Below are 25,968 nucleotides of genomic sequence, written 5' to 3' on the forward strand. Positions count from 1 at the left end.
GACTCGCGACTACTTCGCGTTCGGGTTCGGCATCCAGGCCGGCATCGCGACATCGGCATGGGCGAACTGCGGCAGCTTGGCCGACAGGTCCTCCATGTTCTTGATGTCCTTGTCGACCAGTTCCTTCTGGGTGATCAGCGTCGGCGGCACGATGACGTTCTGGCCGGGGTCTTCACCGGCGAGCAATTGCGCCAGCGCGCGCACCGAGACCTGGCCGACCACGGCCGGGTTGGTGGCGGCGGTCGCTGCCCAGGCGCTATCGGGCTCGCGCATCGCGGCGATGTCGGACGTCGAGATATCGGCCGAATAGATCTTGATACCCTTGTTCAGGCCGGCTTCGTCGACGGCGATCTTCACACCCTTGGCGAATTCGTCATAGGGGGCGAACATCACCTTGATGTCGGGGTGGGCCGACAGCACCGAACGCGCCTGGTTGGCGACGGAGTTGGCGATCGGATTGTCGAGCGTGCCGAACATCGCGACTTCCTTGATGCCCGAGTATTTCTTTTTCACATCGACCCAGGTCTCGTTGCGGCGATCGAGCGGCGCGATGCCGGCGACATAGACATAGCCGGCGTTCCAGCTGTCGCCATTGTCCTTGACCGCCTGTTCGAGCGCCAGGCGCGCAAGGTCGCGGTCGGACTGCTCGATCTGCGGGATCTTGGGGTTTTCGACATTGACGTCGAAAGCAACCACCTTGATGCCGGCATCGACCGCGCGCTGGGCGGCGTCCTTCATCGATTCCGTCAGGCCGTGCTGGATGATGATGCCCTGCACGCCGAGTGCGATGGCCTGATCGACCATGTCGGATTGAAGGGCTGCGTCCTGGCGGCTGTCGAGGACGCGCAGATCGATACCGAGCGCTTTCGACTGTGCCTCGACGCCCGACAGATAGGCCTGGAAGAAGTCGCCGGTCGAGAGATAGCGCACCAGCGCGATCTTGACGCCGGGCTTGTCGAACGGCGCCGGCTTGTCCGCCGCCAGTGCCGGGAACTGCATCAGCATGGTTGCGCCGGCCAGCCCGAGCGCGACCTTTCCTAGAAGTCTTCTTGTGATGTTCACCTTGTTTTCCTCCACTCTTGTTGAACCCAAAATCCTGCCCGGTCGAAAGCTATCCCCTGCCCCTGCCGGAAAGTGCAAAGGTGAAGACAAGGGCGACGACCAGAACCACGCCCTTGACGAAATCCTGCGTGTAGTAAGGCGCGTTCATCATGGTCAGGCCTTGCAGCAAGATGCCGACGAACAGCGCGCCGACGGCGGTGCCGAAGGCGTTCGGCTTGGCGGCGCCGAGCACCGCGTAGCCGATGAGCGCCGCCGCGACAGCGTCGAGCAGCAGATTATTACCCGAGGCGATATCACCGCGTCCAAGTCGGGCAGCGAGCAAAATACCGCCGATCGAGGCAAAAACTCCTGAAATGACGTAGGCCCAGATTTTGTATGCCTTGACAGGCGCGCCGGCGAGTTCGGCGGCGCGCTCATTGCTGCCGACCGCGTACATCATCCGTCCAAAACGGGTGTACTCGAGGAAGAACCAGATCAGCACGGCGAGCACGAGCAGCACGACGACCGACACCGGAATGAGGTTCGGGATGAAGAAATCGAAGCGGTGGCGGCCGAGCGCCAGGAAGGCGTCGCCGAACTTGCCGTTGGCGACTGAGCCATCGGGCATCGTCATGCCGGTGGCGATCGAGCGGCCTTCGGTCGGAATGCGCTGCAGGCCGACGAGCAGGAACATCATGCCGAGCGTCGCCAGAAGATCGGGCACGCGCATGTAGACGATCAACCAGCCGTTGATCAGGCCTACGATGGCGCCGATCAGCAGGCAGACGACGACCGCGACGACGGCGTTCTGCTCCAGCACCACCATCACATAGGCCGCAGCCATCATGGCGGAGGTGGCGACCGAACCGATCGAGAGATCAAAGCCGCCAACGACCAGAGTGGCGGTGACGCCGAGCGCCAGCACGCCGGTGATGGCGACCGACTGGAAGATGAAGACGGCACTTTGCGGCGAGACGAAACCGTCGGCAGCGATCGCGAAATAGGCGACGAGACCGAACAGCAGGACGATGAACCCGTAGCGGATGGCGTGGTCGCGCAGCGTCATTCAGCGCTCCCGCGCGCCGCTGCCGTTCTTACCCAACTCGAACCCATAGTTTCTCCGTTCCGATTCCCATTTACCCACCGCCATGCTCAGGCCGCGTCGTGCAACGGCCCGCCGGCCACCTCGGCCAGAAGGCGATCGAGATCGACTTCGGCGTTGCGATGTTCGCCGACGATGGTCTGCTCCGACATCACCAGGATGCGGTCGGCCGTCTCCAACGCCTCATCGAGTTCGGTGACGAACAGCAGCGTCGCGCGGCCATTGGCACTGGCCCTCAGCTTGGCGGCGATATCGCGCCTGGCCGAGATGTCGACGCCCTGAAACGGCTCGTCGAGGATGAACAGCGTTGCGTCCTGCGCCATCCAGCGAGCGACCATTACCTTCTGCTGGTTGCCGCCCGAGAGAGACGCCAGTTCATCTTTTTCGGAGCGACAGACGATGCCGAGTTCCTCGATCTGCCGGCGCGCGGTGGCGCGCTCGAGACGGCGCTTGAGCACGCCCAGATTCGCCATCCGCTTGAGGAACGGCAGGCTGACATTGCGCTCGAGGTTGAAGCCGCCGACGATACCGCTGGTGGCGCGATCCTTGGCGACGAGGAACACGCCGGCGGCGATCGCCTCGCCCGCCGAGCCCGGCGCATAAGGCTTGCCGTTCATCGTCATGGCGCCGGCGAGCGGCCGGCGCACGCCAAACAGCGTCTCGGCAAGCGCCGTCTTGCCGACGCCAACGAGGCCGGTAATGGCAACGACCTCGCCATCGCCGAGCGTCAGCGAGATCGGCCTGGCGCCTGGCGCGATGCGCAGGCCGTCGATGGTCAGGATCGCCTTGGCAGAACTCCTGGCAACGATCTGGTCGAGGTGGATCTTGCGGCCGAGCATGGCGTTGACCGCGCCTTCATAGTCGAGCGGCTTCTTGTCGAAGACGCCTGAGATGATCCCGTCGCGCATCGAGACGATGCGGTCGGCAAGCCGCCGGATGTCCGACATGCGGTGCGATATGTAGAGGATCGCCACGCCTTGCTCGCGCAGCCTGTCGACCAGCGCAAACAGCCGGTCGGCCTCGGCGCTGGACAGCGATGACGTCGGCTCGTCGAGGATGAGCACTTTCGGCTGATGCGCCAAAGCACGGGCAATCGCCACCATCTGGCGATCGGCCAGCGAAAGATCGCTCACTCGAGCCTTCAGGTCGATGGCCAACCCCATGCGGTCGGCAACCGCCTTGGCCTCGCGACGCACCCGGGCCGGATTGAACAGGAACGGGGCGCCGCTGCCGCTCAGCCGGTCCAGGGTCAGATTGGTGGCGACGTCGAGATCGGCGACGACCCCGTCATTGATGTTCTGGTGAACGGTGACGACGCCGGCGCGGATCGCCTCCGCCGGGGTGTTCGGCGCGAAGTCCTGGCCGGCGAGGCTCATCGTGCCGCCGCCGCGCTCATAGACGCCGCTGATGATCTTGACGAGGGTGGATTTGCCAGCGCCATTGGCGCCCATCAGCACCGTCACTTCACCGGCATGAAGCTCCAGCGAGACGCCGCCAAGCACCTCGTTCTGGCCAAAGGATTTCCTCAGTCCCTCTACGCGGAACACGGCACTGCCGACCATGCGTTCCTCCCTGGCCATGACGCTATGGTCTATGTCGGCAATTGTCAACACGATTGACAATTGCCAGACAGCTTCCTAGCTTGGCCCAGCCGCTAAGGCTCCCCTATGATCGGAGCGCATAGGCGGGAGGGAGAAGAATGACTGGGAAATTGCCGTTCGAAGCACTGTCGGTGGAGACGCTTTCAACGCGACTCGGCACGAACGAGGCGCTATGCGCGAAGATCGGCAAGGACACGACACGCTGGAAAGTCCGCGAGGTCGGTGACGGCAATCTGAACCTGGTGTTCATCGTTGAGGGCGCCAGCGGTGCCGCCGTGGTCAAGCAGGCCCTGCCCTATGTCCGCCTCGTCGGCGACAGCTGGCCATTGCCGCTGAAGCGCTCCTTCTTCGAATATCACGCGCTGACCCGGCAGGAGGCGCGCGCGCCGGGCTCGGTGCCGGCGATCTATCATTTCGACGAAGGCCAGGCGCTGATCATCATGGAGTATCTGTCGCCGCACATCATCCTGCGGCGGGCGCTGATCGAAGGCCGGCAGCTGCCTGATATCGCCAGGGATATCGGCCTGTTCATGGCCCGCACGCTGTTTCGCGGCTCCGACCTCTCGATGGTGACTAGGGATCGCAAGGCCGATCTGGCGCTGTTCGCCGACAATGTCGAACTCTGCGACATCACCGAGAACCTGGTGTTCTCCGACCCGTATTTCGATGCCAGGATGAACCGGCATACCAGCCCGCAGCTCGACGGGCTCGTCGCCGAACTGCGCGCCGACCGAGATCTTAAGGTCGAGGCGCAGCGGCTGAAGCATATCTTCGCCGCCAATGCCGAGACGCTGCTGCATGGCGACCTGCATTCGGGCTCGATCATGGTGACAGACACCGAAACGCGGATGATCGATCCGGAGTTCGCCTTCTACGGCCCGATGGCCTTCGATGTCGGCATGCTGCTCGCCAATTTCTGGATGTCGTTCTTCTCGCAGCGCGGCCATGAACAGACCGGCAAGCGCGATGCCATGCGCGCCTATCTGCTCGACGTCATCGTCGAGACGTGGTCGGTGTTCCGCGCCGAGTTCTCGCATCTGTGGCGCACCGAGCGCACCGGCATGCTCTACCAGAAGAGCCTGTTTGAGGATCAGGGCGACAGGCTGGGCGCCGAGCAGGCGCTCGACCACGTGCTGCATCAGGTCTGGACCGATCTGCTCGGTTTTGCCGGCATCGAGGTTCACCGGCGCATCCTCGGCCTCGCCCACAATGCCGATTTCGAGACCATTGCCGACGAGGACCTGCGCGCCACATGTGAGGCGAAGGCGCTGAAGTTCGGCCGTCACATCGCCGTCAACCGGCGCCAGATTCACAGCATCGACGAGGTCAACACCCTGGCCACGCTGATCGAACAGGAGAACAGCATTTGAACGTCGGCGACCGCCACTATCGTACCATCTGGCTGAGCGACGATGGGCGTTCGGTGGAGATCATCGACCAGCGCTGGCTGCCACATGATTTCCGCATCGAGACCATCGGCACCGTCGCCGGCATTGCCACCGCCATCCGCGACATGTGGGTGCGCGGCGCGCCGCTGATCGGCGTCACCGCCGCCTATGGCGTCGCCATGCAGATGGCGGATGATCCGTCGGACGCCGCACTTGATGCCGTATGGGAGACACTGCACGAGACCCGCCCGACAGCGATCAACCTGCGCTGGGCGCTCGATGAGATGCGGCGTTTCCTGCGGCCGCTGCCAACACAACAACGCGCCGCAGCCGCCTATCGCCGCGCCAGTGAGATCGCCGATGAGGATGTCGGCCTCAACCGCGCCATCGGCGCCAACGGCCTCGCCATCATCAAAGATATCGCGGCGCGCAAGCAGAAGGGCGAGCCGGTCAACATCCTGACCCATTGCAATGCCGGCTGGCTGGCCACAGTCGACTATGGCACCGCAACGGCGCCGATCTACCTGGCAACCGAAGCCGGCATTCCGGTCCACGTCTATGTCGACGAGACGCGGCCGCGCAACCAGGGTGCCCAGCTGACCGCCTGGGAGATGGCCGGCCACGGCGTGCCGCACACGCTGATCGTCGACAATGCCGGCGGCCACCTGATGCAGCGCGGCGAGATCGACATGGTCATTGTCGGCACCGACCGAACCACCGCCGATGGCGATGTCTGCAACAAGATCGGCACCTATCTGAAGGCGCTTGCCGCCGCCGACAATGACGTGCCGTTCTATGTCGCCTTGCCGTCGCCGACCATCGACTGGACGGTGCATGACGGGCTGGCCGAGATCCCGATCGAGCAGCGCTCGGCCGACGAGGTCTCGCTGGTGTGGGGCAAGACCGCCAAGGGCGAGATCGCCCAGGTGCGCATATCGCCCGAGGCGACGCCCGCGGCAAACCCGGCCTTCGACGTGACGCCGGCGCGGCTGGTGACCGGACTGATCACCGAACGCGGCGTCGCCAAGGCCTCGCGCGAGGGCCTGAAGGCGATGTTTCCCGAGCGGGCGTAACGCGCTAGCACCACCGGCGCTGGCTCCGTACCGCCCTCTAGTACAGAGGTTCGGCCATGTGCTTGGGCGTTGGCCAGTTCGCGGTGACGCCGGGCTGCACCGGCCGCTCGAGATAGGTCGACAGAACCACATAGCTGCGCGTCGAGGTGACCCCCGGCGTCTCGTAGAGGCGCGCGAGGAGCCCTTCGAGCGCTCTCGTGTCTTCGGTGCGGACCTTCAGCAACATGCAGGTGTCACCGGCGACGGTGTGGATCTCCTCGACCTCGGGGTACTCCGAGACCGCCATCAGTTCCGGTGTCTTTCCCCAGCCTCTGGTGTCGATATGGACAAAGGCGAGCAACGGCTTCTTCACTGCCTTGGGATCGATGATGACGGCGGTGTTTCGGATGGCGCCGCTGCGTCGAAGGCGCTTGACGCGCTCATGGGCGGCTGGCGGTGAAAGGCCAACACGATCGCCTAGTTCGGCATAACTGACCGTCGCATCGTCGACCAGAACGCCTAATATCTTTCGGTCGATCGCGTCGACATCGCGGGCCGCTGGCTTGTTCCGCAGAATGTCATCTGTTTCTTCATCCATATCGAGATTCCTAGTTGCTGCAGAACTCAATGCGGCCATTATGGTCATATGTCGAACAGTGATCAAGCAGCAACGTTGGCCGCGAACGCCAGGGCGCCCATCCCGGCCCTCGCCTATCTGCTGACCGGATGCATCGCCGTGATCGGCTCGAACTCACTCGTCCTTGGCCCGATAGCACCGGCCGTGGCCTCGTCGTTTGCGACAAGCGTGCCGGTCGTCATGATCGCCTCCGCCGTGTTCGGCCTCGGAACCTCCGCAAGCGCCCTGTTCCTGGCGCGCTACATCGACCGAATCGGCGCACGCCGGATGCTGCAGGGCGCCTTGCTGCTGCTGGCGATCGCACTCGTTGCAAGTGCTGCGGCGCCGACGGTGATGATGCTTGTCGCGGCGCAACTGCTCGCCGGCATCGCCGCCGGTATTGCCATGCCGGCGATCTATGCGAGTTCAGCGGCGATCGCGCCGCCTGGACGCGAAAGCGGCACCATCGGCGTCGTGCTGACCGGCTGGACCTTGAGCATGGTCGCCGGTGTCTCGCTGTCGGCCGTGCTGGCCGACCTCGTCCATTGGCGTGCCGTTTTCGCGGCCGTCGCGCTCCTCGCGACCCTGGCATTGGCCGGTCTCACGCTGTCGTCACTCAGCGACATCAGGAAGAGCGGCCCCGCACCGACGCCGCTGGCCGCGCTCAGCATTCCCGGTATCGTGCCGCTGCTCATCGCCTGTGCCGCCTTCATGACCGCCTTCTACGGTGTCTATGGCTATCTCGGCGATCACCTTCACAGTGGATTGGGAAGGCCAGTGAGCGCCAACGGGTGGGCCGCGCTCGCCTATGGCGTCGGCTTCGGCACGGCTGCTGTCCTCGACGGCGTGATCGATCGGCTGGGCGCGCGGCGCGTCATGCCGTTCGCCTATCTTCTGGTCGCAGTCGCCTACGTCGCGCTCGCCGCGACCAGCGACGGCTTCGGCCCGACCATAGCCATGGTGGCGGTCTGGGGCCTCGCCAACCATTTCGGACTGAACGTCCTGGTGATGCGCCTGTCGGCACTCGACCCGTCGCGACGCGGCACGATCATGGGCCTGAACAGCGCGGTGACCTATCTGGCGGTCTTTGTCGGCACCACCGCCTTCGGACCGCTCTATTCGACCTACGGTTTTGCGACCTGCGCGGCGGTTGCGGCATTGCTGATGCTGGTTGCCGCTTCGGCAGCGTCATGGCGCACGCGCTAAGGTATGTTGATATTCAGGTGATGCCGGCCTGCAAACGGCAGCTTCCTGCGCTTCCGGTGCTCACGTACCTTAAGTACGCTCCGCTCCGGTTCTCGGAACCCACCGTTTTCGACTCGGCCTGACCTGAATCTCGACACACCTTGGTCGTGATCGGCATCAGCCTTCGTCCGGTTGACAGCGACGCCCTGCCCTTCCATACAAACGGCGCTAAAGTTCTCAGGGCGGGGTGAAAGTCCCCACCGGCGGTAAGGGTCTCGACCCAAGCCCGCGAGCGCTTTCCGACAAATTCGGAAAGGTCAGCAGATCCGGTGTGATTCCGGAGCCGACGGTTACAGTCCGGATGGAAGAGAACGAAACGAAAGACGGCCCGCCTTGGTGGGTCGCATTTCGTATCGTGCGTCCTGATTCTGGTTCGAAACGGAAGGATGGACCCATGAATCAGCATTCCCATAAAGACTATGAAACTGTTCGCATCGCCGTCATTCGCGCGCGCTGGCATGCCGATATCGTCGACCAGTGCGTGCAAGCCTTCGAGGCCGAGCTTTCCGCGCTTGGCGACGGGCGCTTCAGCGTCGATGTCTTCGACGTGCCCGGCGCCTACGAGATTCCGCTGCACGCCCAGACCCTGGCGCAGACCGGCCGCTATGCCGCGATTCTGGGTGCGGCGTTTGTCGTCAACGGCGGCATCTACCGGCATGAGTTCGTCGCCAGCGCGGTGATCGACGGCATGATGAACGTGCAGCTGTCGACCGGCGTGCCGGTGCTTTCGGCCGTGCTGACGCCACACAATTACCACGACAGCACCGAGCATCACCGCTTCTTCTTCGAGCACTTCACCGTCAAGGGCAAGGAAGCTGCCAATGCCTGTGTCCAGATCCTGGCCGCGCGGGAACGCGTCATGGCCTGAAATACGCTTCGCCGGGTGGAAATCCCGGTAACAGCCTGTAGTATCTCGGAAAATGCCGAAATCGGGAGGATGCCGGTGCAGACCAAGAAGATCATCAATGACGGCAACCGCGCCGTCGACGAGATGCTCGAAGGGATTCTGACCGCGCATCCCCGCCATCTCAGAAGCGCGGACGGCAGCCCGCGCTCGATCATCGCCCGCGACGGGCCGCGGCCCGGCAAGGTCGGGCTAGTCATCGGCGGCGGTTCGGGTCACGAACCGACCTTCCTCGGCTTTGTCGGCAAGGGACTGGCGGACGCGGCGGCCATCGGCAATGTCTTCGCCTCGCCGCCGCCCGATCCGATCCTCGAATGCGCCAAGGCGGTCAGCGGTGGCGCCGGCGTGCTGTTCATGTACGGCAACTATGCCGGCGACGTGATGAACTTCGACATGGCGGCCGAGATGGCAGCGATGGACGACATCGAGGTGCGTACCGTGCTGACCACCGATGACGTCGCCTCGGCGCCGCGCGATCAGCGGCACAAGCGCCGCGGCGTCGCCGGCAATTTCTTCATCTTCAAGGCGGCCGGTGCTGCCTGCGATCGGATGCTCTCCTTCGACGAATGCGAGCGTATCGCGCGCAAGGCCAACGACCACACCTTCACCATGGGCGTGGCGCTGTCGCCCTGCTCGCTGCCACAGACGCGGCGGCCGAATTTCGAGATTGGTGCCGACGAGATGGAGATCGGCATGGGCATCCATGGCGAGCCTGGGATCGCGCGCGCCAAGCTCGGTACCGCCGACGAGATCACGGACGAGATGCTGGACAAGATTTTCGCCGAGATGGCGCCGAAGCGTGGCGACAAGGTCGCGGTGCTGGTCAACTCGCTCGGCTCGACGCCGCTGATGGAACTCTACATCATGAACCGCCGGATCAAGCACAGGCTCGACGCAATCGGCGTTTCCATTCACGCGACCTGGGTCGGCAATTACTGCACGTCGCTGGAAATGGCCGGCGCCTCGGTGACACTAATGCATCTCGACGGCGAGTTGCAGACCATGCTCGACCACCCCTGCGACTGCGCGATGTTCCGTGCCGGCTGACGAAAGAGCGATCCCGTGACCATCGACGCCGCTGACCTGAAAAGAATGTTCGACGCCATCACGGTGGCGATAGAGGCCGACAAGGACCGGCTCTGCCAACTCGACGGTGTCATTGGCGACGCCGACCACGGCATTGCCATGGCGCTCGGCTTCGGCGCGGTGCGCGATGCGCTGGCATCGCTCGACCTTGCGACGACCGAGCCGACGGCGCTGCTCAACACGGCGGCGAAATCTTTCCTCAATGCCGTCGGCGCCTCGTCAGGCCCGCTCTACGCGACGGCCTTCATGCGCGCGGCTTCCACCGTCAAGGGCAAGGCGACGCTGGCGGACGCGGACTTCAACGCCCTGTTCCAGGCCATGGCACAAGGCATCAAGGATCGCGGCAAGGCGGAACCTGGCGAAAAGACGATGGTCGATGCCTGGCAGCCAGCGGCCGAAGCGGCCGCCGCAGCCAATGCAGCCGGCAAGACGCTGTCCGAAAGTCTCGAAGCAGCACTTGCCGCGGCCGAACGCGGCGCGGAGGCGACCAAGGACATGATCGCGCAGAAGGGCCGCTCGTCGCGGCTCGGCGAACGGTCGCTCGGCCATCTGGATCCGGGCGCGGCGTCGGCCGTGACGGTCATCGGCGCGATACGCAAGAGCTTGAGCTAGCGCTTTGCCGCATCCAGCCTGTTGATCGCCTGGACATTGCCGGCCGAAGGCCCATTCTCGTCGAATTCCGACGCCAGCCAGGCATCGACGATCGACTTGGCCAGTTCCGGACCGATGACGCGGGCGCCCATGGTGATGATCTGGGCGTTGTTGGATTTTGCCGCGCGCTCAGCCGAATAGGTGTCGTGGGTGAGCGCGGCGCGAATGCCGGGCACCTTGTTGGCCGAGATGGAAACACCGATGCCGGTGCCGCAGAACAGGATGCCACGATCGTTCTGGCCGTCGACGATCGTCTGGGCGAGGTTCTGCGACAGGTCGGCATAGTAGCCGGCCTGGCTCAGATCGCTGACGGTGATGCCGGGCTTGGTGGCTAGATGCGCGGCGATGACATCGAGCAGCGGCTTGCCGGCGCTGTCGGCTCCAATGGCTATTTTCATGGTCGTGTCCTTCCTTGACTGAATAATATCTCGATTGGTTCAGATCGCCGCCGAGGCGCGACCGAGGATGTCGATGTAGCCTTCCGCCTGCCAGGCGGAGCGGCCGATGAACAAGCCGTCGACATTGGGCTTGCCGATCAGCTCGGCGGCATTGCCGGGATTGACGCTGCCGCCATAGAGCACCGGTGGCACGGACGGCAGCAGATCGCCTGCAATGGTCTTGATCAGCGCCTGCTGTTTGTCGGCATAGTCGGAGCTGGCCGGAATGCCCTTGTCGCCGATCGCCCAGACCGGCTCGTAGGCGAACAGGATTTTCGCGCCCTTCGCCTCGCCTTCGAGGAATTGCAGCGCACCCCGCACCTGCGCCGTCAGCACCGCATCGGCCTGCCCACTCTCGCGTTCCACCAATGTCTCGCCGACGCAGATCAGCGGCACCAGCCCGTGCTTCACCGCCGCGGCGGTCTTGAGGCCGACGGTACGGTCGGTCTCGCCAAAGTGCTCGCGCCGTTCACTGTGGCCGAGCTCGACCAGATCGAGGCCGCAGTCCCTCAGCATCACCGGCGAGATCTCGCCGGTCCAGGCGCCGGCATCGGCCCAGTGCATGTTTTGCGCCCCAACCTTGATCCGCGTCCGCGACAGCGCCTGCCTGACTTCGCGGACCGCCGTGAAGGGCGGGATGATGAAAGGCTGGATACGATCGTCGAAACCGGGGATGAATCCGGCCAATATCTCGGCGAACGCCAGCGCCTCGGCAAGCGTCTTGTTCATCTTCCAACTTGTGCCAACCCAGTAAACCACGCGTACTCCCTAGTGTTTGTCGACCAAAGTCAGCGAGACGCCTGCGGCATCCAGCGCCTCGCGCAGTCCAGGCTCGAGCTCACGACCGGTGAAGACCGCGTCGAACGCCTTGAGGTCGGTGAGGAAATGCAGGGCCGTGCGGCCGAACTTGCCGTGATCGGCCAGCAGATATTTGCGGGCAGCGGCGGCCATCATCAGGCGCTTGGTCTGAACCACTTCCTGGTCCTGGTGGAAGGCGGAAGCGCCGTGGATGGCGGATGACGACAGGAAGGCGACATCGGCGCGCAGCGATTTCAGCGTATCCTCAGCGAGCAGGCCGAAAAAGCCGTGGAACTTCTTGCTGTAGAGGCCGCCAAGCGCGATGAGGTTGATCCCTCCTACCCCCGACAGCTCCTCGATGACGGCCAGATTGTTGGTGATCACGGTCAGTGGACGTAAATCCGAGAGACGGCCGGCAATGCCACCCGCCGTCGAGCCATCGTCGATGATCACCGTCTGGCCAGGTTCGATCATCGCCACCGCTGCTGCCGCCAGGCGTTGCTTTTCCTCGGTCGCCTGCTTCTGCCGGTAGCGGAAATCGCTTTCGAAGAGACCACTGGGCTGGATCGAGGCACCGCCGCGCACCTTGCGCAGGAAGCCGCTCTCCTCGAGCTCGTCGAGATCGCGGTGGACGGTCATCTTCGACACGCCGAAGCGCGATGCAAGGTCGTCGACGCTCGCTGTTCCGGCGTCCATCAGAAAATCCATGATGCCTTGCCGGCGGCTGTCGCTCTTCATTCCTCGGTTCCCTCGCGCGGACCGGGCAAGGCCTCGCGTGGCCTGCAATATAACACCAAACGGCTCATTCACATCAAAGAATTTGTGATAATGTGTTATTCACGTGGGATATTCGTTTCGTTTTCATGGCGGCGCTGTAACAAGAATTGCTATCGGGGCGCCCTCTGACGGTTGCGGTTGTCCGGAAATCCGGCCAGAAGCATCGGTGGGCTGAACGATGCGCGGACAGTCCGCAACCACAGGCTTGAAACCAGATACGGGAGACTAATCGTTGGCTCGCATCACACTGAGACAATTGCTCGATCACGCCGCCGAATACGGCTATGGCGTACCCGCCTTCAACATGAACAACATGGAACAAGGCCTTGCCATCATGGAGGCGGCGGAGGAGACCAAATCACCTGTCATCCTGCAGGCAAGCCGCGGCGCGCGCGCCTATGCCAATGACGTGGTGCTGGCCAAGCTGATCGACGCGCTGGTCGAGATCCATCCCGACATCCCGGTCTGCATGCATCTCGACCATGGCAACAATGAAGCCACCTGCGTCACCGCGATCCAGCACGGCTTCACCTCTGTTATGATGGACGGGTCGCTCAAGGAAGACGGCAAGACGCCGGCGGACTATTCCTACAATTCCGGCATCACCAAGCGCGTCGTCGACATGGCGCATTGGGGCGGCGTGTCGGTGGAAGGCGAGATCGGCGTGCTCGGTTCGCTCGAAATGGGTGGCGGCGAGCAGGAAGACGGCCACGGCGTCGAAGGCACCGTCAGCCACGACCAGTTGCTGACCGATCCCGTTCAGGCCGAACAGTTCGTGCGCGATACGCATGTCGATGCGCTGGCTGTGGCCATGGGCACCAGCCACGGTGCCTACAAGTTCTCGCGCAAGCCGGACGGCGCGGTGCTGGCGATGAATGTCATCGAAGAGATCCACCGCCGCCTGCCGAACATGCATCTGGTCATGCATGGCTCGTCCTCGGTGCCGGAGGATCTGCAGGAGATCATCAACAAATATGGCGGCCAGATGAAGCCGACCTGGGGCGTGCCGGTGGAAGAGATCCAGCGCGGCATCAAGCATGGCGTGCGCAAGATCAACATCGACACCGACAACCGCATGGCGCTGACCGGTGCGATCCGCAAGGTGCTGACCGAGAACCCGAGCGAGTTCGACCCGCGCAAGTACCTGACGCCGGCCATGGCGGCGATGCGAAAGCTGTGCAAGGAACGCTTCGAGCAATTCGGCACCGCCGGCAACGCGCCGAAGATCAAGCCGCTGCCGGTCTCGGAAATGGCCAAGCGCTACAAGTCGGGCAGTCTCGATCCGAAATTCGGCTGAGTTCCGCCCGATCAAAATCCGGCCGCGTTTCATCGGGCAGGAGCCGCATCGGCGCTCCTGCCCGGTCTTTATCCGGCCTGTGGCAGAAGACCCGACCTGCCGGTTTCGATGAAGGGCGCCCAGTAATCGACCGACTCGCGGATCATGGCGACGACCTGATGGTCGACCGGCTCGCGCTCGCGGAACGACAGTTCGAGGCAAATCTCGTTATCGGTGCCGCCGCCGCGCCGAACCGTCTCGAGAAACTTTTCCGGCGTGATGCGGCCGTCCCGGTTGTAGGTGGCGGTGAACGGCCAATGGCCGCCCTTGTTCATCGACGACTGCTTGATGTGGATTATCGGCGACTTCGTGGGAAAGGCTTCGGCCCAGGCATAGGGGTCGATGTCATCCGGGTTGCTTGAGGTCACGTCGCCATGGTCGATGTCGACCATCATCTCCAGCGGGATCGTCATGCCGGCCGCGTCGATCGCATTCTGCAGCGCCCGGCAGCTCTCAATCGTGTGGCCGAATTCGCGGCCGACCGACATCGGCTCCCAGAACAGGTAGGTCAGACCGGCGGCCCTGGCGTGTTCGGCGACGTCGCGCCAGCATTCCAGCGCGATATCGAACAGCCGCGCGCGGCGCTCGGGGTCGTCATAGTCCCGGTGGGTGAAGATGGCGAATTGCGTGCCCATGCCGTTGGCGCCGAGTTCGGCCGAGATGTCGGCAAAGGTCTTGAACCAGTCGACATAGTAGCGGCGCACGTCAGCGTCGGGATGGCCAAAATGATTGAGCCGGCCATAGGGGCCGGTCATGCCCGAGGTGATGCGTACGCCGGTACGATCCAGCGCGCCGCGGAACAGCCGCACGAACTTCGAGATCGTCGCCGCCGGCCAACCGGGATTGATGAACTCATGCGTGAGCTGCACGTCCCTGATGCCGATATCATAGGCAATGGTGTCGATCAGATCGTCCGGCTCGGCAAAGCGGTTGACCAGCGGATTGGTGTTGAGGGAGAGCGTAAACGCCAAGACCGATCCCCTTCTCAGCTTTGCCGTGGGATCGAGGCGACGAATGCCGTCATTGCAGCGTCACCCCGGTGCGGTTGAGTTCCTGGCGATATTTTTCGGCGTCCCAGTTCAGGAGCTCGGCATTGTCCTTCGGGCTCAGATAGTTGAGGCGCACCGAGCCATCGACGCGCGCGGCGACATCGGCCAGGCAACGCGCCATCGCTTCGGCACCGGCATTGGCGTCGCGGCGCATCAGGACGCCCTTGCCTGGAAACAGAATGGACGTGGGAGCGACGGCGCTCCGAGCGACGACGGCCGCTGCATTCTCGTCCGGACCGGCGATCGTCGATCCGACCCCGAGGAAGATCACATGATCCGGATAGAGGCTGCCCGAAGCGGCGATCCGGCAACTGGCGAGATCGGTCGCGACGCTATGCGCCGCAGTCGAGGCGGGAAGCCGGTAGTCACTGCCGATGGCAAGCCTGAGCAGCGCGTCGGTGTCAGGCGCCGAGGCCGGCCGTGGCTCGCGGGCGAGCAATCCGGTCACTCGCTGCAGCAGCAACGCTGCCTCCGCAACCGTGTCGGCGGCGACCACCAGCCCGTGATTGCCGAGAACGAGCACGCTGGTCGCGGGCTTCAGGCGCTCCGCTATGGCTTGCGCCAGCGGCAGGCCAGGCCTGCGATAAGGCACATACGTCCAATCAAGACCCCGCAGGCGCTCTTCCAGCAAGGCCTCCGCATTGGCCTGGACGGCGATCGAGATCGTCTCGACACAATGGACATGGACGACGACCTTCTGCCGCATGAGCGCATGCACCGTCGTCTCGATGGAAGGCCGCAGCCGCCGGGGATTGAGTTCCTCCAGCGTGAACTGCCCGGCCTTCTCGGCGGCGTCGCTGCGATGCGCCAAAGCGTCGAGCAGCGGCTCCAGCGCGACCGGCACCATGATGTCGCCGGTCAGCGCGTTCATCAGCCAGGTGCCGGAAGCCTTGATCCACAACACGCCATCCTGCTTGATGGAGGTATTGCCGCCGGCGCCCTGGACCAGCAACGGATCGGCGCCGATGCTGGCGGAAAAAGAGCGCAACATCCGGAATTCCGTGGAGCCGGCATCGAAGCCCACCATCAGCCCGCCCTCGCCAGCCGGCTTGCGCACCAGTCCTCGAAAGCCGACCTTTCCTCGGTGGAAAGATGCAGGCCGTGCTTGGTGCGCCGTTCGAGAATATCGGCCGATGTCATCGCCCATTCCTGTTCGAACAGGTAGCTGGCCTCGCGCTCGAAGAAATCCTTGCCGAAGCATCGCCCCAGTTCCGCGAGTGATCTGGCGTTGCCGACCACAAGATGTGTCCTGGTCCCGTAAAGCCGGCCGTAGTGATTGATCAGCGATGCCGGCATCCATGGATACTCACGTCCGAGGTCGCCGAGAAACCGGTCGAAATCGGCATTGGCGATGTCCCCGCCAGGCAAATGTGCCTTCGCTGTCCAGGGCTTGCCCATCCGGGGAAAGAACGGAGCAATTTTGTCCAGCGCATGCTCGGCCAGCTTGCGGAAGGTGGTGATCTTGCCCCCGAACACGGAGAGCAGCGGCGCCGCTCCGGACGGCGCGTCGAGTTCGAAGATGTAGTCGCGGGTCACTGCGCTTGGGTTGTCGGCATTGTCGTCGTAGAGCGGCCTGACGCCGGAAAAGCTGTAGACAACATCGTCCCGCACGAGCCCGCGCTTGAAGTAGCGGTTCACCACCTTGAGCAGGTAGTCGATCTCGCTCGCGTCCGCCGCTACGTCCTCGGGCCTGCCGTCATAGGGAATGTCGGTGGTGCCGATCAGCGCCAGATCGTTCTGGTAGGGATTGATGAAGATCACACGCTTGTCACTGTTCTGGACGAGATAGGCCTGGCGACCTTCCCAGAATTTAGGCACGACGATGTGGCTGCCCTTGACCAGCCTGACGCTGCGCTTGGAGTTCTGGCCCGCCACGCGATTGATGATGTCGTTGACCCAGGGACCGGCCGCGTTGACCAGGGCGCGTGCCCGCACCGTCGTCCTGACGCCGGTTCGGACGTCCTGCGTTTCGACAGACCACAGGCCGTCTTCACGGCGGGCGGCGGTGCAGGCGGTTCGGGTGAATATGCTGGCGCCACGCTCGCGCGCATCGAGCGCGTTGATGAGCACAAGGCGGGCATCGTCGACCCAGCAGTCGGAATATTCGAAACCGCGCTTGAAGGCGTCCCTGATCGGCACGCCCTCGGGCGCGGTGTGCAGGTTCAGCGTGCGGGTCGGCGGCAGCCGCTTGCGGCCGCCGAGATGGTCGTAGAGGAACAGGCCGAGCCGGACCAGCCATGCCGGCCGGTCGTCCGGGCTGTGCGGCAGCACGAAGCGCATCGGCCAGATGATATGCGGCGCCGATTCCAGCAGCACCTCGCGCTCGATCAGCGCCTCGCGCACCAGGCGGAATTCGTAATATTCGAGATAGCGCAGGCCACCATGGACGAGCTTGCCCGATCTCGAACTGGTGCCTTCGGCCAGATCGTCCTTTTCGCACAGGATGACGGAAAGCCCGCGCCCGGCGGCGTCGCGTGCGATGCCCGCACCGTTGATGCCGCCGCCGACGACAAAGAGGTCGACGATTTCAGAGCCGCCGTTCATCCCGCCGTGGCCTCGATGCCGAATTTGTGGGTCATGGCCGCCGCCTTCAGCACGGATTGACCGGAGGCAGGCCGGCGATATAGCGGCGCACCTCTTCGGCGGCCTGCTCGGCGGCATAGGTCACGGTGCGCACCGAGGCGCCGGCGATATGCGGCGTCAGCGTTACGTTGGGAAGCTGCAGCAAGGGCCATTCGGCGGGCACGGGCTCGACCGCGAAGGTCTCCAGCATGGCGCTGGCGATCTGCCCCGAAACAAGCGCCTCGTAGAGCGCGTCATAGTCGACCAGCGGTCCCCGCGCGGTGTTGATGAGAATTACCCCCGGCTTCATCCGCGCGATGGTGTCCTTGCCGATCATGCCGCGTGTCTCCTCGGTCACCCGGGGATGCAGCGTGACCACGTCGGAACGGGACAGGAGATCGTCCAGCGCGACCAGCTCGACGCCGGCATTGCGGTCGTCGGCGCTCAACTGCACATAGGGGTCGCAAACGAGGATGTGGCAGCCGAAGGCGCGCAGCAGACGGACCACTTTCGTGCCGATATTGCCATAGCCGACGACGCCGACGGTCATTTCGCTGAGTTCGCGGCCGGTGCGGTCGGCACGGTAGAGATCGCCGCGCCATTCGCCCTTGCGCAAGGCTTCGTGGCCGACCCGGATCAGCCGCGTCTCGGCAAGGATGGCGCCGATGGTGAACTCGGCCACGGCGGTCGCATTGCGGCCGGGCACATTGACCACGGTAATGCCGTGAGTCCTGGCCGCGCCCATGTCGATGTTGATCGGGCCGCCGCGCGACACCGCGACCAGCTTGAGCGCCGGCAGGCGCCGCATCATGCCGTCCGACAGCGGAGCAAGCTGGGTGACGAGGATTTCGGCATCGCCGATGAAATCGACGATCTCGTCGGGGTGGCCGAAATACTCCTTGATCTTGTCGAGGCCGAGCGCCGCATTGCCGAATTCCATCGGTTCGTCGGGCCATGCCGTCTGCAGTGTGCGGATGTCGAGGCCGCCGCTGGCGGCCTTCTCGATCTCGGCGCGAAACACGTCCGGAAGCATGAAATGATCGCCAATGATCGCTATTTTCCTGGGCATATTCGACTTCTCAATTTGCTTTCGATGCAGCCATGGCGCGCCAGACCGGCCGCAGCGCCTCGTGCGCCAACATGTAGGATGGGGTCATCTTGTCGTAGATCGCGGCGAGGCTCCGGTCACTTGGCTCCGCCTCGCCAAGCAGGGGCGTCACCCATCCACCGACGCAATCATCCATCGATGCGTATTGGCCGACGCAGACCGCGGCGATCATCGCCGCTCCCGCGGCACCGGCCTCCTCGCGCTCGCTCGTGCGAATGTCGGCGCCGACCGCGGCACCAAGGATCTTGCGCAGCGCCGGGCTTCGGGCGGCGCCGCCGGTCAGGCGAACTTCACGCGGCAGCGGCCCCATGGCGGCGTAGCAATCGCGCGCCGCGAAGGCCAGCCCCTCGAAGACCGCGCGGACGAGGTCGGCATAGCCGTGCCGCGAGGAAATGCCGACGAACCCCGCCCTGGCATTGGCATCGACGAACGGCCCGCGCTCGCCAGCCTCGGACACGTAGGGCTGATAGAGCAGCGAAGCCGGCTGCGAGGCCGCAATCCAGGTGTCGACCAGCGCGATCATCTCGCCATTGCTGCGGGTGATGCCTTGCGAGGCGAGAATTCCGGAGGCCAGTCCAAGCACCCAGTCGATGTTGAGCGTTGCCGCCATGTTCGACTGCATCTGCGCGAACACGCCAGGCGCCGGCATCGCCATCGTGTAGCCGGTTGCCGCCTGGTTGAGCTGCACGTCGTCCGGGGTTTCGGCCAGCCGCATATGCATGCCGGTGGAGCCGATGATCGAGCAGCCGGGCTTGCGCTTGCGGTCCAGCAGGCCGGCGCCGAGCGCGGTGCAGACGACGTCGACATAGCCCAGCACCACCGGGGTACCGGCGAGCATCCCGGTGGCGTCGGCCGCTGCCTGCGACAGGCCGGTGCTGTGCCTGGTGCCGTCGACGATCGGCGGCAGCAGATGCCTGAGATCGGCGACGCCGAGCACATCGAGCACGTCGTCGCAATAGTCCCGGGTGTGAAAATCACCGAAGGTGAAGGTTCCCTCCGACGGATCGGTTGCGCGTTCGCCAGTCAGTTTGAAATAGAGCCAGTCCTTGCAATGGAAGGCCGTCGCGGCCTTGGCCAGCATTGCAGGCATGTTGCGCTTCATGAACACAAACTGCGAGCCCTGCTGGCAGGCGGCAAGCCCGGTGCCTGTCCTTTCGAAGCGGAGCCGATCCTCGGGCCGCGCGCGGATCTCCTCGACCACAGCGGCGGCGCGCGCGTCGAGCCAGAGCCAGCCCTTGGCGACCGGTTCACCCTTGCCGTCAATCAGCCAGGTGCCGTCGCCTTGCCCGGTGACCGCGATCGCGACGGTTCGGTTGGCGAGGTCGGGCACCTTGTCGGCAAGCTGGCGCAAGGTCGCGGCGGCATCGCTCCATGTGCGCGCCAGATCCTGTTCGGCGCCACCGCCCGGCAGTGTCTCGTAGTGGTTCGGCAGCGCGGCGGCGGCAATCTGCCGGCCAGCGGTGTCGAAGGCGATGGACTTGATGACGGAGGTACCGGCGTCGACGCCGATCAGTATGTCACGCATCACGCAAGCTCCATGCCGTGCGAGATGGCCTTGCCGCTCGCCTGGTCGAAGACGTGCAGGTTCTTCGGATCGATGCTGACATTGATGGGCGCACCCAGGTCCAGGCGGGTGCGGTCATGTTCGACCAGAACCAGCGAGCCGCCGGCAAAGTCCGCCGCTATGTGGGTCTGATCGCCGAGCCACTGATTGGCCGAAACCCTGGCCGGAACACCCTCCTTCGAGCGCCGCACCGCGTAGGGCCGGATGCCGATGACGACCCGTTCGCGGCTGAGCAGCTCGTTGCGAACCGGAGCGCTGAAAGCGTCCTTGTCGTAGTCGAGCGACAGTCCATCCGGCAGCCGCAAATTGATGCGCCCGGCGGCCGCGCCGACATAGGCCTCGAAGACGTTCATCGGCGGCTCGCCGACAAAGGTGCCGGTGAACAGGTTCGCCGGGCGCTCCTTGATCCTGTCTGATGTGTCGAACTGCTGCAGCACGCCGCCCTCCATCACCGCGATGCGGTCGGCAAGCGCATTGGCCTCGGTCTGGTCGTGGGTGACCAGGATCGCGGTCAGGCCGCGCTCCTTGATGAAGTGCTTGATGCGGCCGCGCAGCACGGCGCGCAGCTGCGGTTCGAGCTGACCCATCGGCTCGTCCAGCAGATGCAGATCCGCCTCCCGGATCAGCGCCCGGCCGAGGCTGGCGCGCTGCTGCTGGCCGCCGGAGATGGAGCTGGGGTAGCGCTCCAGTATATCCTCGATCTCGAGCAGCTTGGCGATGCTGGCGACCTTGGCGTCGACCTCGCTCTTCGGCAACCTTGCCGCCTTGAGCGCGAACGCCATGTTCTCGCGCACGGTCAACGGCGGATAGAGCGAATAGCCCTCGAACGCCATCGCCACGTTGCGCCTGACCGGCGGCAAGGTGTGAACCTGGCGGCCGCCGACCGAGATCGCGCCGCGCGAGACCTCTTCGAAGCCGGCAATCATGCGCAGCGTCGAGGTCTTGCCGCAGCCGGACGAGCCAAGCAGCGCCACGATCTCGCCCTTGCCGATTTCGATCGTCAGGTTCTTGACGGCGTGAACGCCCCTGTCGATCGGGCCGTAGAACTTGTCGACACTGGTTATGGTGAGTGCGCTCGGGCTCATGCCGCTTCTCCGTTGCGCAAAATGACGACGTTCTTGGAACCGATGCGCTCACCGCTCGCGTGGTCGAACAGCAAGGCGCTCTTGCCGTCGACGGAGATGTGGGCCTTGCCCTCGCTGCGACCCGGCGTTCCGGCCGGCCGCGAGACCAGGACTTCACGGCCGCGCACGGTGCGCACCAGCGTGACGATCTTTTCGTTGAGCGGCGTCTCCGCCTCGACGGTCACGGGAATGGCGCCGGGCGCACCCTCCTCGACGAAGCTCAACGCTTCCGGCCGCAGGCCGATCACACAATCGCGGCCGACCGCCGTCTCGTAGGCTCCGGCGAGATGGACCTGGACGTTGGACAGGCCGACATAAATCCCCCTGGTATCCCGCGCGGGCTTGACGTCGAGCAGGTTGATGGTGGGGTCGCCGAACAGCCGTGCGATCTCGATATTGGCAGGCTCGCGGTAGATCTGCTCGGGCGTGCCGAGCTGCCTGATGACGCCTTGCGACATGACCGCGATGCGGTCGCCGAGCGCCATGGCTTCCTTGTAGTCCTGGGTGACGTAGACGACGGTGGCGCCGCGATCGGCGAGCAGCCTTGGCAGTTCGAGCCGCATCTCGAAGCGCAGCTTGGCGTCGACATTGCGCAAGGGGTCGTCGAGCAGGAGAAGCGGCGGCGAGCCGACCAGCGCGCGGGCAAGTGCCGTGCGCTGCTTCTGGCCGTTGGAAAGCGCGCGCGGCTTGTGGCTGAGCACATGGGCGATCTTCAACAGCTTGGCGACGCTCTCGACGCCGGCCTTGATCACGCTTTGCGATGATCGCTTGGCCTCCAGCGGCGTCGCGATGTTGTCGAACGCGGTCATATGTGGAAACAAAGCGAAATTCTGGAAAGCCATGCCGATGCCGCGGAACTCCGCATCGACATCGGTCATGTCGTCACCGCCGATGAGTATCTTGCCTTCGTCCGGATCGATGACACCGGCGACAAGGCGCAGCAGCACGGTCTTGCCGGCACCAGAGGGGCCGAACAGGACGAGGGTCTCACCGTCGGCGACGGTCAGGGACAGATTGTCGAGAACGGTCTGGCTCTTGTAGCGCTTGACGACGTTTCTGAGTTCGAGGCTGGCCATGGCTATCCTTTCACCGCGCCGAGCGACAGACCTTCGACGAGATAGCGCTGCGCATAAAGGGCGAGCGCCAGCGTCGGCGTGATCGACAACACGATGGCCGCCGAAATCTGGCCATACTGGATGCCCGAGGAGGTGATGAAGGCGAGCGCACCGACCGTCACCGGCTGCTTGTCGGCCGAGGCTAACACCAGCGCGAAGACGAAATTGTTCCAGGCAAAGATGAAGGCGAGCAGGCCGGCGGCGGCGATGCCCGGGCCGGCAAGCGGCAGCGCGATCTTGCGGAAGGTGGCGAACCAGGAATGGCCGCCGATGCGATAGGCATATTCGATGTCGGCCGGAATGTCCTCGAAATAGCCGCGCACGATCCACAGGATCAGCGGCAGGCAGATCAGCTGATAGACCCAGATCAGCCCGATATAGGTGTTGGCCAATCCAAGCTTCTGGAAATAGAGGGTGAGCGGCAGGAGCACTAGCAGCGCCGGCGCGAACTTGAACGACAACAGCGTGAAGGCGATGTCCTCCGAACCGCGGAACTTGTGCCGCGCGAAGGCGTAGGCCGCCGGGACGCCGAGCAGCAGGGAGACGGCAACTGAGGTGACCGACAGGAACACCGAATTCCACAGGTTGCGCATGAAGGCAATGTCGAGCGTGCCGGCCGCCGTCACCAGCTTGCCGGTAATCAGCGCGGTGTAGTTGGCCAGCGTCGGCTCGAAGATCAACTGCGGCGGAATGCGCAGGATGGTCTCGTTGGTCTGGAACGACATCATGAAGATCCAGGCGATCGGGAACATGAAGAAGACCACGACCAGCGTCAGTGCCACGCCGCGCAGGATGCGTTCGAGCAAGGAGGTATGTTCCATGTCCGCCTCCTATGCCTGGCCGCGGGCGCGTTCGCGCAGCCGCAGCCAGTTCTTGATGAAGATGTTGGAGAGGAAATAGGTGATCGCCCACAGGATGATCATCAGGGCCGCCGAGCGGCCGACATTGGTCGACTGGAAGAAGTTGAGATAGGCCTCGACCTGGAACACGGTCAGCGTATCGCCAGGCCCGCCTTGGGTCATCGCGTAGATGATGTCGAACTGCTGGATGGAGTCGAGCAGGCGGAACAGCGTCGCCGTCAGTATGTAGGGCGTCAGCATCGGCAAGGTGATGCGGAAGAACACGAAGCTCCTCGGCACGCCGTCGAGTGCCGCGGCCTCGAAAGGCTGCGTCGGCAGGCTGCGCAGGCCGGCCAGCAGGAGGATCATGATGAAGGGCGTGTAGACCCAGATGTCGACGAGCACGACGGTGAAAAGCGCCGTCGACGGCGACGAGGCCCAGCGGAAATCCTGCAGTCCGATCAGGCTGGCGAGATAACTCAACACACCGAAGCCGGGATTGGTCATCAGCTTCCACATCAGCGCGGCCAGCGCCGGCGCCGTCATCAGCGGCATCAACAGCATGATCGAGATGAAATTGTTCAGCGTCGAGCGCTTCTGCAGCAGCATGGCGATGGCGAGACCGAGAAGCAGTTCCAGCACGACCGTGGTTCCCGCATAGAGCAGCGAGACCTTGAGCGTGTTCCAGAACTTCGGGTCGGTGAAGAAGGAGATGTAGTTGTCACCCCAGTTGAACTGCCGTGCCCAGGGCTGGCTCAGCCGGTAGCGCTGGAACGAGTAGACGACCGAGGTCAGGAACGGGATGAGGATGCCGATGCAGACCAGCAAGGCCGGCAGGCTGAGCACGTAGGGCAATACCCTCTTGCTGATCCTGAAGCCGGACGGCCCGGCCCTTTGTGTTGTTGCGGCAGTCATCCGCTGCTCCATGATCCTGTTGCTTCGCCCGGCCGGCCGCCCAAGGGAGCCAGGCGGCCGGTGGGCGAACTGGCGGCGCTTTTTTCGAGCATCGGATTCCACTTTTGGGTCCGATGCTCCAGGCGCCGCGTCGCAGACGTGAAAGTCGGGGCGGGACTGGCCGGCCGCGGCAAGCCAGCCCCTGGGCCTTGGCCTAGCCGAGACCAGCTTCCTTGAGCTGGCCGTCGATGCTCTCGGCCAGCTTGTCGAGACCCTCGTCGACCGGCACTTCCTTGGCCACCATCTTCTGCAGCGTCGCGGCCCATTCGGTGGTGAGATCGAAGAACAGCGGCTGCGCCGTGAACTTGATGCTGGCGCCCGGCGCCGAGGCGTCGAACATCTCGACATAGCCCGGATAGCTCTTGTTCAGCTTGTCGCGGAACATCTCGTCCTTCCAGACCGACTGGCGGACCGGATTGACGAAGTCCATCTTGGTGGCGCCGAACAGCCCATGCTCCGGACCGGAGGCCCATTGCATGAAGTACCAGGTGGCGTCCTTGTCCTTCGAGAAGTTGGACATTGCCAGCGACCAGATCCAGATGTTGGGCGTCGGCGCCTTGGCTGCCGGATTGGCCTTGAAGCTTGCAAAGGCGAGCTTGCCGGCCATCTTGTTGTCGCCGCCATTCATGAAGTAGCCGAGGATATCGGCGTCGAAGATCATCGCCGAGGCGCCGGCGCCGAGATCGGTGCCGACCTGATACCAGGTGTAGGTCGACCAGTCCTTGGGGCCGCTCTCCTGGATCATCTGAACCCACTGCTTGTGGAAAGCCTTGGACTGGGCGGTGTTCATCGCGGCCGACAATTTGCCGTCAGCCGAGACATTGAGGTCCTTCTGGTCAAAATTGGCGTAGGCCGACAGAAAACCGGGATGGATCGTCGCCCAGGAGCGCGAGCCACGCACGCCGATGCCGTAGACGCCGCCGCCGACATCCTTGGTCAGCTTGGCCGCCGCGGCAACCATCTCGTCCATGTTGCCCGGAATGGTGACGCCGGCCTTGTCGAACATGGCCTTGTTGTAGGTGATGTTGTTCTGTTCGAAGCCCCACGGAATGCACCACTGCTTGGCGTCGTCCGAACCCAGCGCGCCGCCCGGCTTGCCATTCCAGGCACAGGAATTCTTGACGCCGGGCAGGAAGTCGTCCCAGGCATAGTTCGGGTTGGTCTTGGCCGGGTCCTTGATCCATTCGTTGAGGTCGGTGATCCAGCCGGCTGGACCATAGGTCCAGGTCATGTAGGCGCCAGTCATGAAGGCATCATATTCGGGCGAGCTCGCCGACAGCGCGGCGGTGACCTTGTCGAAATAGACGTCTTCCGGGAACACGTCATAGACGACGTTCATGCCGGTCAGCTGCTTGAAGTTCTCGAGATCGGCGATCATCGCGTCGGCGTAAGGATGCTTGTTGAGCAAGAGCTTGATGGTCTTGCCCTTGTGCGCCTTCCAGTCGAAGTCCGCGGCAAGCGCGCGGGTCTGGCCCAGATTGAGCAGCGTGCCGGCGGTACCGGCGGCAAGGCCCACCGCACCCAGTCCCTTGATCAGCCCGCGACGGTCGACTTGTCCGCGCAGGAAGGCGTCAATGAGGTCTTTCTCTTTCTCATGCATTTCGTCTTCTCCTCCACAG

At 64.0% G+C, this 25,968-nt stretch carries 24 protein-coding genes and 1 riboswitch; of the genes, 7 read left to right on the forward strand and 17 right to left on the reverse strand.

The window, feature by feature from the left end; translation table 11 throughout:
- Window positions 1-9: 9 nt before the first annotated feature.
- The 3 genes from BLS48_RS08025 to BLS48_RS08035 form a co-directional block, all read right to left on the reverse strand.
- Window positions 10-1,062: a substrate-binding domain-containing protein gene (locus BLS48_RS08025; RefSeq protein ID WP_091576900.1), complete on the reverse strand. Its 1,053-nt coding sequence runs from the start codon at window positions 1,060-1,062 to the stop codon at window positions 10-12.
- Between the two features lie 49 nt (window positions 1,063-1,111).
- On the reverse strand, window positions 1,112-2,107 hold the full coding sequence (locus tag BLS48_RS08030) for an ABC transporter permease (protein WP_091576572.1): 996 nt from the start codon (window positions 2,105-2,107) through the stop codon (window positions 1,112-1,114).
- Window positions 2,108-2,193: 86 nt separating this feature from the next.
- A complete protein-coding gene (locus tag BLS48_RS08035) occupies window positions 2,194-3,705 on the reverse strand; it encodes a sugar ABC transporter ATP-binding protein (protein WP_091576902.1) in 1,512 nt (503 codons plus the stop codon).
- 137 nt (window positions 3,706-3,842) lie between these two features.
- Between BLS48_RS08035 and mtnK the strand changes: the two genes are divergently transcribed.
- Both mtnK and mtnA read left to right on the forward strand, forming a co-directional pair.
- The gene (gene mtnK, locus BLS48_RS08040; protein ID WP_091576574.1) at window positions 3,843-5,114 is read left to right on the forward strand and encodes an S-methyl-5-thioribose kinase; all 1,272 of its coding nucleotides are present in this window, start codon (window positions 3,843-3,845) and stop codon (window positions 5,112-5,114) included.
- On the forward strand, window positions 5,111-6,205 hold the full coding sequence (gene mtnA, locus BLS48_RS08045) for an S-methyl-5-thioribose-1-phosphate isomerase (RefSeq protein ID WP_091576576.1): 1,095 nt from the start codon (window positions 5,111-5,113) through the stop codon (window positions 6,203-6,205). Before mtnK ends, mtnA begins: the two co-directional genes overlap by 4 nt.
- 37 nt (window positions 6,206-6,242) lie before the next feature.
- Here the strand turns inward: mtnA and BLS48_RS08050 are convergent, their stop codons facing one another.
- A complete protein-coding gene (locus tag BLS48_RS08050) occupies window positions 6,243-6,782 on the reverse strand; it encodes an Lrp/AsnC family transcriptional regulator (protein ID WP_091576578.1) in 540 nt (179 codons plus the stop codon).
- A 48-nt stretch (window positions 6,783-6,830) separates the two neighbouring features.
- Between BLS48_RS08050 and BLS48_RS08055 the strand changes: the two genes are divergently transcribed.
- The 4 genes from BLS48_RS08055 to dhaL all read left to right on the forward strand — a co-directional run bounded on the left by BLS48_RS08055 (window position 6,831) and on the right by dhaL (window position 10,647).
- Window positions 6,831-8,006, forward strand: a complete 1,176-nt coding sequence (locus BLS48_RS08055; protein ID WP_091576580.1) for an MFS transporter — start codon at window positions 6,831-6,833, stop codon at window positions 8,004-8,006.
- A 208-nt stretch (window positions 8,007-8,214) separates the two neighbouring features.
- A riboswitch (FMN riboswitch) is annotated at window positions 8,215-8,362 on the forward strand.
- A gap of 77 nt (window positions 8,363-8,439) precedes the next feature.
- Window positions 8,440-8,913: a 6,7-dimethyl-8-ribityllumazine synthase gene (locus BLS48_RS08060; RefSeq protein WP_091576582.1), complete on the forward strand. Its 474-nt coding sequence runs from the start codon at window positions 8,440-8,442 to the stop codon at window positions 8,911-8,913.
- A 75-nt stretch (window positions 8,914-8,988) separates the two neighbouring features.
- Complete coding sequence (locus BLS48_RS08065) at window positions 8,989-9,996, forward strand: dihydroxyacetone kinase subunit DhaK (RefSeq protein WP_091576903.1); 1,008 nt, start codon at window positions 8,989-8,991, stop codon at window positions 9,994-9,996.
- Between the two features lie 15 nt (window positions 9,997-10,011).
- Complete coding sequence (gene dhaL, locus BLS48_RS08070; RefSeq protein WP_091576583.1) at window positions 10,012-10,647, forward strand: dihydroxyacetone kinase subunit DhaL; 636 nt, start codon at window positions 10,012-10,014, stop codon at window positions 10,645-10,647.
- On the opposite strand, the gene derI is transcribed toward dhaL, so the two are convergent.
- Genes derI through BLS48_RS08085 form a run of 3 tightly spaced genes read right to left on the reverse strand, consistent with a single transcriptional unit; the run spans window position 10,644 to window position 12,659 of the window.
- Window positions 10,644-11,084, reverse strand: coding sequence for a D-erythrulose-4-phosphate isomerase (gene derI, locus BLS48_RS08075; RefSeq protein WP_091576585.1), 441 nt, complete (start codon window positions 11,082-11,084; stop codon window positions 10,644-10,646). The two genes, dhaL and derI, sit on opposite strands and share 4 nt — an antisense overlap.
- A gap of 39 nt (window positions 11,085-11,123) precedes the next feature.
- Complete coding sequence (locus BLS48_RS08080; protein WP_091576587.1) at window positions 11,124-11,882, reverse strand: triose-phosphate isomerase; 759 nt, start codon at window positions 11,880-11,882, stop codon at window positions 11,124-11,126.
- Window positions 11,883-11,891: 9 nt separating this feature from the next.
- Window positions 11,892-12,659 carry a DeoR/GlpR family DNA-binding transcription regulator gene (locus tag BLS48_RS08085; protein WP_091576588.1) on the reverse strand — a complete coding sequence of 256 codons (768 nt, stop codon included), beginning with the start codon at window positions 12,657-12,659 and terminating at the stop codon, window positions 11,892-11,894.
- 271 nt (window positions 12,660-12,930) lie between these two features.
- Here BLS48_RS08085 and fba point away from each other — a divergent pair, with 271 nt between their 5' ends.
- The gene (gene fba, locus BLS48_RS08090) at window positions 12,931-13,995 is read left to right on the forward strand and encodes a class II fructose-bisphosphate aldolase (protein ID WP_091576590.1); all 1,065 of its coding nucleotides are present in this window, start codon (window positions 12,931-12,933) and stop codon (window positions 13,993-13,995) included.
- Window positions 13,996-14,063: 68 nt separating this feature from the next.
- Here the strand turns inward: fba and BLS48_RS08095 are convergent, their stop codons facing one another.
- The 10 genes from BLS48_RS08095 to BLS48_RS08140 all read right to left on the reverse strand — a co-directional run bounded on the left by BLS48_RS08095 (window position 14,064) and on the right by BLS48_RS08140 (window position 25,949).
- Window positions 14,064-15,005, reverse strand: a complete 942-nt coding sequence (locus BLS48_RS08095) for a sugar phosphate isomerase/epimerase family protein (RefSeq protein WP_091576592.1) — start codon at window positions 15,003-15,005, stop codon at window positions 14,064-14,066.
- 49 nt (window positions 15,006-15,054) lie between these two features.
- Complete coding sequence (locus BLS48_RS08100; RefSeq protein ID WP_091576594.1) at window positions 15,055-16,140, reverse strand: class II aldolase/adducin family protein; 1,086 nt, start codon at window positions 16,138-16,140, stop codon at window positions 15,055-15,057.
- A complete protein-coding gene (locus BLS48_RS08105) occupies window positions 16,110-17,627 on the reverse strand; it encodes a glycerol-3-phosphate dehydrogenase (RefSeq protein WP_091576596.1) in 1,518 nt (505 codons plus the stop codon). Before BLS48_RS08105 ends, BLS48_RS08100 begins: the two co-directional genes overlap by 31 nt.
- A gap of 46 nt (window positions 17,628-17,673) precedes the next feature.
- On the reverse strand, window positions 17,674-18,714 hold the full coding sequence (locus BLS48_RS08110) for a 2-hydroxyacid dehydrogenase (RefSeq protein ID WP_091576598.1): 1,041 nt from the start codon (window positions 18,712-18,714) through the stop codon (window positions 17,674-17,676).
- Window positions 18,715-18,724: 10 nt separating this feature from the next.
- Window positions 18,725-20,278 carry an FGGY-family carbohydrate kinase gene (locus BLS48_RS08115; protein WP_091576599.1) on the reverse strand — a complete coding sequence of 518 codons (1,554 nt, stop codon included), beginning with the start codon at window positions 20,276-20,278 and terminating at the stop codon, window positions 18,725-18,727.
- Complete coding sequence (locus BLS48_RS08120) at window positions 20,278-21,402, reverse strand: ABC transporter ATP-binding protein (RefSeq protein WP_091576601.1); 1,125 nt, start codon at window positions 21,400-21,402, stop codon at window positions 20,278-20,280. Before BLS48_RS08120 ends, BLS48_RS08115 begins: the two co-directional genes overlap by 1 nt.
- The gene (locus tag BLS48_RS08125; protein WP_091576603.1) at window positions 21,399-22,517 is read right to left on the reverse strand and encodes an ABC transporter ATP-binding protein; all 1,119 of its coding nucleotides are present in this window, start codon (window positions 22,515-22,517) and stop codon (window positions 21,399-21,401) included. The genes BLS48_RS08120 and BLS48_RS08125 overlap by 4 nt, the downstream gene beginning before the upstream one ends.
- Before the next feature lie 2 nt (window positions 22,518-22,519).
- Window positions 22,520-23,377 carry a carbohydrate ABC transporter permease gene (locus BLS48_RS08130; protein ID WP_091576604.1) on the reverse strand — a complete coding sequence of 286 codons (858 nt, stop codon included), beginning with the start codon at window positions 23,375-23,377 and terminating at the stop codon, window positions 22,520-22,522.
- A 9-nt stretch (window positions 23,378-23,386) separates the two neighbouring features.
- Entirely contained in the window at window positions 23,387-24,310 is a 924-nt protein-coding gene (locus BLS48_RS08135; RefSeq protein WP_091576905.1) for a carbohydrate ABC transporter permease, read from the reverse strand.
- 193 nt (window positions 24,311-24,503) lie between these two features.
- On the reverse strand, window positions 24,504-25,949 hold the full coding sequence (locus BLS48_RS08140; RefSeq protein ID WP_091576606.1) for an ABC transporter substrate-binding protein: 1,446 nt from the start codon (window positions 25,947-25,949) through the stop codon (window positions 24,504-24,506).
- Window positions 25,950-25,968: the final 19 nt, after the last annotated feature.

This window comes from Mesorhizobium qingshengii (genome assembly GCF_900103325.1).
Lineage (GTDB): Bacteria > Pseudomonadota > Alphaproteobacteria > Rhizobiales > Rhizobiaceae > Mesorhizobium > Mesorhizobium qingshengii.